At 53.3% G+C, this 10511-nt stretch carries 12 protein-coding genes; 10 read left to right on the top strand and 2 right to left on the bottom strand.

Annotation, left to right across the window (positions count from 1 at the left end; all coding sequences use genetic code 11):
• Positions 1-115 precede the first annotated feature (115 nt).
• The 10 genes from LPA02S_RS08870 (at position 116) to LPA02S_RS08825 (ending at position 9046) form a co-directional block, all read left to right on the top strand.
• Positions 116-808 carry a 2,3-diphosphoglycerate-dependent phosphoglycerate mutase gene (locus LPA02S_RS08870; RefSeq protein WP_056956803.1) on the top strand — a complete coding sequence of 231 codons (693 nt, stop codon included), beginning with the start codon at positions 116-118 and terminating at the stop codon, positions 806-808.
• Positions 809-924: 116 nt separating this feature from the next.
• Entirely contained in the window at positions 925-1170 is a 246-nt protein-coding gene (locus LPA02S_RS08865; protein WP_054650781.1) for a hypothetical protein, read from the top strand.
• Between the two features lie 107 nt (positions 1171-1277).
• A complete protein-coding gene (locus tag LPA02S_RS08860) occupies positions 1278-1973 on the top strand; it encodes a response regulator transcription factor (RefSeq protein WP_056956802.1) in 696 nt (231 codons plus the stop codon).
• Positions 1974-1985: 12 nt separating this feature from the next.
• On the top strand, positions 1986-3368 hold the full coding sequence (locus LPA02S_RS08855) for a sensor histidine kinase (RefSeq protein ID WP_056956801.1): 1383 nt from the start codon (positions 1986-1988) through the stop codon (positions 3366-3368).
• Between the two features lie 333 nt (positions 3369-3701).
• Positions 3702-4304 carry a hypothetical protein gene (locus LPA02S_RS08850; protein WP_054650783.1) on the top strand — a complete coding sequence of 201 codons (603 nt, stop codon included), beginning with the start codon at positions 3702-3704 and terminating at the stop codon, positions 4302-4304.
• Between the two features lie 39 nt (positions 4305-4343).
• Complete coding sequence (locus tag LPA02S_RS08845; protein WP_056956800.1) at positions 4344-5000, top strand: VTT domain-containing protein; 657 nt, start codon at positions 4344-4346, stop codon at positions 4998-5000.
• Complete coding sequence (locus tag LPA02S_RS08840) at positions 4990-5649, top strand: phosphatase PAP2 family protein (RefSeq protein ID WP_056956799.1); 660 nt, start codon at positions 4990-4992, stop codon at positions 5647-5649. The genes LPA02S_RS08845 and LPA02S_RS08840 overlap by 11 nt, the downstream gene beginning before the upstream one ends.
• Entirely contained in the window at positions 5650-6591 is a 942-nt protein-coding gene (locus LPA02S_RS08835; RefSeq protein ID WP_054650787.1) for a glycosyltransferase family 2 protein, read from the top strand.
• Between the two features lie 44 nt (positions 6592-6635).
• Positions 6636-8627: a glycosyltransferase-like membrane protein gene (locus LPA02S_RS08830; RefSeq protein ID WP_501161638.1), complete on the top strand. Its 1992-nt coding sequence runs from the start codon at positions 6636-6638 to the stop codon at positions 8625-8627.
• Positions 8627-9046, top strand: a complete 420-nt coding sequence (locus tag LPA02S_RS08825; RefSeq protein ID WP_054650793.1) for a GtrA family protein — start codon at positions 8627-8629, stop codon at positions 9044-9046. The genes LPA02S_RS08830 and LPA02S_RS08825 overlap by 1 nt, the downstream gene beginning before the upstream one ends.
• A gap of 65 nt (positions 9047-9111) precedes the next feature.
• On the opposite strand, the gene LPA02S_RS08820 is transcribed toward LPA02S_RS08825, so the two are convergent.
• Positions 9112-9879 carry a LiaF transmembrane domain-containing protein gene (locus tag LPA02S_RS08820; protein ID WP_054650795.1) on the bottom strand — a complete coding sequence of 256 codons (768 nt, stop codon included), beginning with the start codon at positions 9877-9879 and terminating at the stop codon, positions 9112-9114.
• Positions 9872-10318, bottom strand: coding sequence for a LytTR family DNA-binding domain-containing protein (locus tag LPA02S_RS08815; RefSeq protein WP_056956797.1), 447 nt, complete (start codon positions 10316-10318; stop codon positions 9872-9874). The genes LPA02S_RS08820 and LPA02S_RS08815 overlap by 8 nt, the downstream gene beginning before the upstream one ends.
• Positions 10319-10511 lie beyond the last annotated feature (193 nt).

The following is a 10511-nucleotide window of genomic DNA, read 5'->3' as shown; positions in this document are numbered from 1 at the left end:
GGAGCACTCCACGTAAGCCGCCGGAACTTCTGGAACCGCAACGGGAGTTAGTGTAGAATGAAAGGGTAAATGCCAAGCAAGGTTTGGTAACTAAAAAAGTGAGGTAATTGTTAACATGGCAAAATTGGTTCTGATTCGTCATGGTCAATCCGAATGGAACTTGTCCAACCAGTTTACTGGCTGGCACGACGTTGACCTGTCCGAAAAGGGTGTTGAAGAAGCTAAAGCAGCTGGTAAGAAGCTGAAGGAAGCTGGCATCCTGTTTGACCAGGCTTACACTTCCGTTTTGACTCGTGCAATCAAGACGTTGCACTACGCTCTGGAAGAAGCTGACCAGCTGTGGATTCCAGAAACGAAGACTTGGCGTTTGAACGAACGTCACTACGGTGCTCTGCAGGGCCTGAACAAGGAAGAAACTGCCGAGAAGTATGGTGCCGAACAGGTACACATTTGGCGCCGTTCATACGACGTTCTGCCACCACTCTTGGACGCCGATGACCCAGAGTCTGCTGCACAGGACCGTCGTTACGCTGACCTGGACCCACGTATCGTCCCAGGTGGCGAAAACTTGAAGGTTACTCTGGAACGCGTTATCCCATTCTGGGAAGACCACATTGCTCCAGACCTGCTTGATGGCAAGAACGTAATCATCGCTGCGCACGGTAACTCCCTGCGTGCTCTGACTAAGTACATCGAAAACATCTCCGACGCTGACATCATGGACGTCGAAATGGCTACTGGCGAACCAGTTGTCTACGACTTTGATGACAAGCTGAAGGTTACTAACAAGGAAAAGCTGGGCAAGTAATTACCCGCTGACCTAACGGCACTCCACTTTCGGGGGGAGTGCTTTTTATATGGCCCCATTGTGGCGGCCATTAAACATATGTGTGTAAGTATTAGAATGATTGGGGAAAGTAATTTATGAGCAACACGGACAGTGCAGTTACACAGATTGAAATGATTCGCATCATCAAGCAGTTTCGGCAGCAGGGATTTCAGGGTAAGTATGGTGCGATGCAAAGGGTTGCGGGCAGTGACCACGAATACTTTGTTGCGCTGACTGACGCGCAGACCGAGATGGCGGGGTTGTTTCGGATTAGCCTCATTACTAACCAAATTGATTTTCAGTACATGCTGGATGAAGATCACGTCTTTGCCGCGGAATAGGCGTTAAATATTCGTTGCTATTGATGGCTCACTAGTGGTAGTGGGTCTTTTTTTGTGCCAAAATAAAGTCAATTAGTGACCGTAAATGCAGAAGGGTGGGGGAACCGATGACGACAATTTTGTTAGTTGAAGACGAGGCGGCACTGGCTGACTCGTTGCGGACTGAATTCGAATTGGAAGGCATGCAAGTATTGTGGGCGGCTGATGGTGAGGCCGCCCTCAGCGCCTTTCGCAAGCAGTCCGGCCAAATTGACCTCATTATTTTGGATTGGATGTTACCAAAGTTGGATGGTTTCACGGTGCTGCGGCGGATCCGTAAAGACAGCCAGGTACCCGTGATCATGTTGACCGCTCGGGACTACGTCGGTGACAAAGTTGCGGGGTTAACCGGTGGGGCCGATGATTACATGACCAAGCCATTCGAGATGGAAGAGCTGGCCGCGCGCGTGGAAGTAGCGTTGCGCCACAGTCAACCGGAGTTCCAGAAGAATGGTACCCTGCGTATTGCTAATTTGGCCGTGGACACTACCGCGAAGCGAGTGACGCGGGCCGGACAAATTATCCCCTTGACCCAGCGGGAATACGAGCTGCTGGTCGAGTTAAGCAAACACCAAAATGAATCGTGTAGTCGAGATGAGCTACTCAATGCGGTCTGGGGACAGGACTTTGACGGTCAGCCTAACATCCTGGACGTTTATGTACGGAATTTACGGCATAAAATCGATACACCCGACCAGCAGAAACTGATTCACACGGTGCGGGGCACTGGTTACATGCTGTCGGATCAGGTGGCCACGGTTTAGCGGGGATTTAACATGAAAGTAAAGGATCAGACTAGCGGCGGCATCATGCTCCGCAACGTAATGGGACTGGTAACGACTATCACGATTGGTCTGGGCGTCTTAATCGTGATTGCCGTTAGCAACCAATTATTAACACAAGTCCGGGTCAATACGACGCATATCGTGCAGAGCCTCAAGAAGACCGTGATTGACGGGGATGACGACTGGGAAAACTGGCGGCGTAACAGTACCTTGGACACCAGTTCAAGTCGGGTTTTGGTGCACAATATGCGCAAAGATGCCAGGCGGCGGAATTACTATTCGCCGTACACGCGCACGTTGTTACGCAAGACGCCAGTCCGCGTGCCCTTCATCAAGGATCTGTATTACCGTGACGGTAAAGGACTGTTCTATCACCAAACGGGGCACGCCGCTGGCATTCGCTACGACGTCTGGCAGCGAATGGATAGTGAAGTGGAGGTGCTGGAACGGGTCGTCGAAGTCACTGTCGTCCTACTGATGTTGACCATGTTGCTGAGCCCGTTCTTCATTCGCCGCCTGACGCACCGCCTAACGGATCCGCTGACGCAGTTATCAGAGGCGTCGCGGTCGACCAGCAAAACGACTAATGATGATACGGTCGCGCAATTGCCGGTACCCAGTCAGCCGACTGAAGTGACCAATTTGGCACAGGACTTCAACGGATTACTTACGCAATTGCACGAACGGCAGGAACAACAAAAATTGTTTATCATGAATGCGGCGCACGAGCTACGGACACCGATTGCGACGATTCGGAGCCACGCTCAGTTGATTGAGCGTCATGGTGAGGCGCATCCAGAAATTGTGGCTAAGTCAGTGGACTACATTACGGCGGAGTCACGGCAAATGCAGCAGTTAATCGATGAGTTATTAACTTTGTCCCGCGCTGATCAGGTGACGCTCGCGTTGACCAAGATTGACCTCAGCGCCGCGGTGGAGCAGGCCGTGAACAAGTTGACTCCGGAAGTATTGGCGTCGGTGCACACCGATATTCAGCCGCACTTATCGATAGACGGTAACCTGGTGGCGATTGAGCATGTAGTCCATAACCTGGTGGGTAACGCAGCCAAGTATGGACCTGCCAAGGGCCCAATTACGGTAACTTTGATCCAACGCGATGCGCTAGCGGAGTTAAGCGTCACGGATGTGGGTCCGGGAATTGCCGATGATGACAAAGCGCATGTTTTCGAACGGTTTTACCGGGCCGACGATGTGCGTGGGACCGTAGCGGGGACCGGTTTGGGCCTGCCAATTGTGCAGCAACTGGTGCAAAAAATGGGTGGGCAAGTCCGCGTGTTGGATCACGAACCGTATGGGGCAAAGATACTGGTGACGCTGCCACTGCTATCCGCGACGGCGGTTAATGAATCCTAACGACGCGTGTTTGTTCGGTTAGTTTTTCAGTTTGATAATAAATGGTGGGATCTGCCTTGTTATGGCAGGTCCCTTTTTTGAGTCCGGGTTCTGAGGGGAATGCGTGTTTTTAGGCTCAGTTGCGTGGTTAGCACCGGCTATTAATTATTTTTTCAACGACCAGTAAGGAAAATCTGAGAAAAACTCAGGCTGCATGTGCGTGACGTAGTGCAAGCCGTGAATCATTCTGAATTTTCATCAGAATTAGTTTATTTTTCGTGGGTGGGCCGCTCGAAGATGGGGCGGTAAGCTGCTCTTTGTTGGCAGCCAGCGAGCATTGAAGGCGGTGACTAGATGCGTATCAATGGAGCAGTCCGGTTTCGTCAGGGAACCGGTAGCACGATCAAAACGGCGCTAATGACGTTTGCCGGTATTGTCGGCACCATCACCTTGGGGGCGACAATGTCGCTGCCCGTGATGTTTCTAATCACTTTGGTGACGCTGGTGGGTCTGCCAGCAACGAACCATCACCGGACCGGTGCAATAGATTCAATTCGTACCAGCACCCTAGCTATTGCGGTCACAATTACCTTTAACATGTTGACCACAGCCGAAGTGGATAGCGCGGTGCTACTGATTGTGGCGGTAGGACTCTTGGCGGTGGCTAAACGTTATCAAGTGCGCACGTTGAGCGTAATTGCCTTCCAGTTGTTGTTAGCCTGGCTCGGTTACTCTGGCGAATGGGGAACACTCATCGGTACGGTATTAGTGGGGACCAGCCTGGTCTATGCACACCAACACGATGAGGCCGGACAGCTGCTGGGTGCAACTGGGCTTGCCATTATCCTTGCGCAGTGGATATTGCCATACTTGGCCAACGTAAACGTTGTATTGGCCTTTGCACTCTACTGCGTTTATCTTGGTGGCCTGCTGCTCGGTACACGTGGGCTTCAGTAGATCACCCGCACAAACTTAATTATGAATGGAGAAAAGTATATGTCCGTAATCCTGTTAACTTCACTGATTCCGAATATCAGTCAATTGGTGCCACAGTTAATAACTCAGTATGGCAACCTCATCTACGTGGGCCTGTTTATCGTGATCTTGATTGAAACCGGTGTGGTGGTGCTACCTTTTTTGCCGGGTGACTCACTGTTATTTCTGTGTGGTTCTTTGGCCGCGGTGGGGCAACACTCATTGAACGTTTGGCTCCTGTTCGGCTTGCTATCAGTTGCCGCTGCGGTCGGCGACGCGATGAACTTTGAAATCGGTCAACATTTCGGTCAGTACTTAGCGAATAGTGAACGTTGGCGGCGGCTCATTAAGCCAAAGTATTTGCAGCAATCGGCAACGTTCTTTGACCGGCACGGTAAGGGGGCCATTTTCCTGGGCCGGTTTGTGCCGATTGTCCGGACCTTTATCCCCTTTACTGCTGGTATTAGTCATATGCACTACCGTGACTTTGCCGTTTACAACATTTTAGGTGCGGTCAGCTGGGTAGGCAGCGCCGTTGGGGCGGGTTATTTTTTCGGTAACATTCCCCTCATTAAGGCCCACTTCGAACTCATTATGTTGGCGATTGTGGCCATCTCACTCATACCGGTAATCATAGTCGGGTTACGTTCACGGAAAGGACAGACAGATGCGGAATAAGGTTGATTATTGTGGAGCCGCAGTTTTGTGGCTGATGTTTATTGGGTTGGCCGTTAGCGTCATTCACCATGCTAGTTGGGTCGGGGCCATCGATACGATGATGGCCCAGGCGATGGGGGCACCATCTGCTAACAACATTACGCTGTTTAACGTCATCGCGTTTTTAGGTAGTCCGATGGTCAGCCTGTCGTTAACCTTTGTGCTTTGTGTGTACCTGTGGTTCCGCCGGGGACCGGCATTGAGTCTGTGGGCTGCTGGTATGCAGTATGGTGGGTCGGCCTTGGTTGAGGTTGTTAAACAAATCGTGGCCCGGCACCGCCCTGTCCACGAGTTGCTGCCAGACACTGGTTACAGCTTTCCCAGCGGGCACGTCTTTTGTACCACCATCCTCGTGCTAACGCTGCTCATGGTTTTCCTGCCCGGCATAAAGGATCAGGAGGTAGGGCTGGTGGCCGTACTGATGGGCGTGGTTTGGGTTGGCTTGGTGGCGACATCTCGCCTGTACCTTGCACAACATTTTGCGACGGACTTGGCGGGCAGCGTGTTGATTGCGGGTGCCCTGTGGCTTACGCTACGGCCGGCGCGGACCCCAGTGATGGCGTTCGTGGACGACCATTTACCGGCAAGATTGCAAAGGAGTGCACATTAAATGGAAAAATTAACCATTGTGATTCCCGCATACAACGAGGAAGAAGTACTCGCGAGCTCGGTGGCAAGCCTACTCACAATTGAAGACCAGGTGGTTGCGGCGTACACCCTCGCGACTGACTCGGATATTTTAATTGTCGACGATGGTTCTAGTGACAAAACTTGGTCGCTAATTGATCAACTACACCGTCAGAATTCCCGGGTGCGGGGATTACGTTTCTCCCGCAACTTTGGGCACCAGCAGGCCTTAATTGCCGGGTTGACGGAGGCGGTTAAGACCGCTGACCTCATGGTGACCATTGATGCCGATTTGCAGGACGACCCCGACAAAATTATGGCGATGGTCGAACAGTACGCGAACGGAATAGACATTGTTTACGGCGTACGTAATAATCGGGATACGGATACGTGGTTTAAGCGCACCACTGCGGGGGCCTTTTACGGCCTGCTCAAGCATCTGGGCGTGGATTTAATTCCCAACCACGCGGACTTTCGGTTGATGTCGCGCCGTTCCGTGGAGACGTTCCTGTCCTACCACGAACGCAACATCTTTATTCGGGGGCTGGTGCCTAAACTGGGCTACCCGAGTGCGTCGGTATACTACAAACGTACGCCTCGGATGGCGGGCGAGTCTAAGTATCCGCTCAAAAAGATGCTGGCGTTCGCGTGGGACGGCATCACGTCGTTAACGATTGCGCCGGTCCGGCTCATTCTAATTTTAGGCGTGTTGGCGACCATGCTGGCTGTCATTATGCTAATTTACACGGTGTCGGTCAAGGTGTTGGGCCTTGCAGAGCATGGCTGGTCGTCATTGATGGTCTCGGTGTGGTTCCTTGGTGGCCTACAGATGATCAGCTTGGGCGTAATTGGTGAGTACATTGGCAAAGTGACTACGGAAGTACGCCACCGTCCGCGGTATACGATTCAAAACAAACTTCAGTAGCAATTACCTGTGATCAGTAACTTGGAGGTGCTGGCGTGGGACAGATGATCCGCACACGTTTTTTACCATTAATTCTAGCGGGTTGCCTAGCTGTCGGCGTGGTGGCCAACCTGGTGAGCGTGCAGGCCCCATTGATTGGTGTACTCATTGCCGTTATGAGCGTGCTCGTATGGGCGGTTATCCGCCTAGTGCGTCCGTTCATTGAACGACTGACTCCGCGCAAAGTGAGTGTTTTAATTGGCGCGGCGTTAGTGGTCACGGTGGTCATTCAATGTCTGGTACTGATTTACATGCCGGTGACCGTTTACCACGATCCATACCGAGTGCTGTCACAGGCGGACCAAATGGCGGCGGGACACTATACCTGGAACATTACGTATTTTTGGCGGTACCCCAACAACGTACCGCTGGCCTGGATGTTATCCTGGGCCATTCGGTGCGGGTGGTTGGTGGGTTTAACCACCAACGGCGTTCTCCACGTGCTGAGCCTCCTATTCCTAGACGGATTGATCGTCTTAACGCTCCGTACGGTTCGCCAAGTTCATGCCCGGAATACCGCTGTTGTGGGGCTGTTAGCACTATTCACGTTGACCCCCTTTGCCTACACGTACTTTTTACAGGTGTTTTACTCCGATTTGCCGGCCTTACTGTGCCTAGTCGTCATAGTCCGGACATTCTTGTTTTGGCCAAAGTGGACGCTGCGACACAGGCTAATTAATGGTGTGCTGCTATTGTTGGTGACCTTGTTCGGCCAAATCACACGTCCTAATCTAATCATTATCATTCCCGCTCTAGTGGTTGTGGCCCTGGTCGTGGGCGTTAGTCGTTGGCGGGGACATCACCTAATGTGGCCTAGCTTGATGGTCGCGGCGGGCATTGCCCTTAGTTTTCCGGCTACGGCAGGTATTCAACGACTCAGTAATTTTCAGAACAATAATACGTACGCGTTGCCCACAACGTCGTGGGTGATGATGGGGCTTAATCCTGGTAGTCGGGGTAAGTATAGCGGTCACGATGTAGGTCGTGAGATTAACCTGCCTAGTAAAGCGGCGCGGCAGCGGTACGCTTTAAAAACTATCCAGCAACGTATTACTAGGCTAGGCCCAATTGGGTTGGTCAAGCATTGGTTCGTTAAGATGGGCATTTTGCTGAACGGTCAAGACATTCAGGATTGGTACAACGGTGGCTACCGGGCCGCTCCGGGGTGGTACTTGCGCCATGCTGGTACGATCCGCGTGGTGCTAGCGACCGTGAACGCTGTGGCCTTGATTGAGCTGTTCGTGGCGTTGATTGGCCGGTTAATTGACTGGCGCCCCGACTTCGGTCAGGGTAGGACTAGTGTCGCCCTGTTGGCCGTTGTGATTGCGTTGGGGTATTTGGCCTTCCATACCCTGGTGTGGGAAACCGAGACTCGCTATGGCGCCGTTATTTGGCCCATGCTTTGGCTGCTGCTGGCCTTGGTCCCCGCAAAGCAGCGTGAGGTCGTAACTACGCACACCGTATCATGGTGGATGCCGACGGTGTTGGCCCTAGCCGGCGTGGGCGGTCTGGCGGGTGGCTCGGCCTTGGTCGCGCACAGGTACCCTGAGAACCTCATAGTGGCCGCGCAACGCTCGCAACTGTCGACGCAGTACAACGCGCGTCCGGCAGTTGTCCGTTCAGGATCCGTATTGGTTGAAGACGTCGACCTTCATGATTGGGCCAACTACTTTTCCGTACAGGCGCACCTGGGCGCGCACGTCAGCGTCACCATCAGCAAGGTTGGCACCGGGGAAACGTACCATTTCTACCGCGCCGGACAAGTATACCGGCTACGGCGTCACCTTAGCGCGGGACGTTACCAGATACAGGTAGTGAATAACCAACCAACACCACAGTCTGTGGACATCATCAGGACGTACGGCTACCGTATGGCGCAATATCCGTTGATTATGGACGGCCGTCAGTATGATAGTCGCTCGCTGATTTTTACCAGTATGCAAAAACACGTGGCGTTGAAAAAGGCCACGGTGATTAGCCCAAAGGGGGCAAAGTGATGAATTATGCATTACGTTTATACTCAAAATACGGTATGGCCCTGCGCTACTTAGTTGTGGGCGGGCTCACCACCCTGATTAACCTGGTGGTGTACTTTGTCCTCACTATGTGGTTCGGCTGGTCGTGGTTTGCCGCCAATTTAGTGGCGTGGTTTCTGAGCGTCGCCTTTGCTTACGTCACGAACAAAGTCGCGGTGTTCGGCTCGCAGTTTAATAGCCTTGGCCGAGCGCTGTGGGAGGCCGTGCTGTTTTTCGGGTTGCGTGGAGCCTCGCTCTTGGCGGATACGGCCATCCTTTACGTGGGGTTGAACCTGCTCCACGGCGGTCCGGTACTGGTGAAAATCGTGGATCAGGTCATTGTGATTGTATTGAACTACGTATTCAGTAAGGCCATCTTTGTACATGCGGACCACGACTAGGTTGGTGGGACCGTAGCAAAAGGCGCTAACCTCAACCTGCGAAGTTAGCGCCTTTTGCGTGCAGACTAAATATAGTTGACGGTCACTTCACCCATTTTGATACCGCCGTTAATGTACACACGCGGGGTGTCCCTGTGGTCCCTGTGGCCGACCTCCGTTACTTCGCCCATCATCGGCTGGATATCCAGGATGGTGTTCCAGGTGCGGGGGATGTACAGCGAGATTTGGCTGGCGGTCCCGCTGACCGTGATGGTCGCGCTGTCGCCGAGGATGGTGGCGTCGTCGAAGTACACTTTGATTTCACCCAGGGAGGCGCTGATGTCGGCTGACTGGAAATCAGGCGACTGGACGTACCGGACGGCGCTGCCGAGGCTGACGGCAAAGTTGACGTGGCTTTCGTCGTCGGTCCCGGTGCTCGTACTGTAGTGGGCGCGAACGTGGTCTTGATGTGTGCCGCCATGAACTTCGATGTGCTCGCTAACGTGTTGGCTGGCCCAGCGCTTCCAGCGGCGCTTTTGGAACGGCCGGAAAATCAGGGAGAGGCCGATAGTGAGCAGTAATGCGATGGCCAGGATTGTCCACGGCGTTAGGGCGCTGATGCCGAGCGGTTTTGCGTAGAGCATCCCCAGGAAGGCCAGGCCAAAGATGGTGCCGCCGATACTGAGGTTGATCAGGTTGGCGATGGTGGCGCCAACCAGGATGATGGTGAGAAGGATGGTCCAGAAGCCGAGGTGGACGGGTAGCCACCCCAGTTGCGAGGCGCCGAGCGTGCCAGCGCAAGCAATGAGGAAGATGCCCCAGAACCATGGTTGCCAGTAATTGTGTTTATTCATGAGATGACCTCGTTTCGTTTAGTCGGTCCTGCAGCTGCCGGTAGTAACGGCGGGACGCGTATACCTGTTTGTGTGAGCGACGGAAGCTAATCCAGCAGTTGGCCAGTGACCGGTTGACGGCGCTAACCTGGTAGAGATTGATGATGGTAGATTTAGCGACGCGGGCAAAGTAGCCGGGGAGACTGTCCTCCAGCGCGTATAACCGCTCCTTTGATTGGTAAATTTGGTCGGCGGTATGTACTTGGACGGTGCGTTCTTCGGTTTGGACAAAGATGATGTCGGCTGGATCAAGGAAGAACTCTTGGCTATCGCGGTACGCCGTGATGGTGTGCGCTGCCAGCAATTGTTGGAGGCGTTGGGTTTCGGCGGAGGGGGCGGCGGCGCGGATGACCACTTCAGGTTCATCGAGCTGGTCGTCCTGTTCAAAACGCACATGCATTGGCGTCGCCTCCTTTTCTCTTCGTCGTTGCCATTATTACACCATTTTTGTCCGTGCTCGTACACACTTTTCGCCTAACCGGTCACTTTTTGTGCATGAGCGGTTGCTACGGGGATGGGGTGGCCGCGTCGGTCGGACCGGTGAGCTGCGGCTTTCGTGGGGTACTCCGTGGTAAGCCACTGCTAGGGCGAAA

The sequence above is a fragment of the Lacticaseibacillus pantheris DSM 15945 = JCM 12539 = NBRC 106106 genome (assembly GCF_001591865.1).
Lineage (GTDB): Bacteria > Bacillota > Bacilli > Lactobacillales > Lactobacillaceae > Lacticaseibacillus > Lacticaseibacillus pantheris.
The sequence above is the reverse complement of the archived record's forward strand: the minus strand, read 5'-3'. Positions and strand labels throughout refer to the sequence as shown.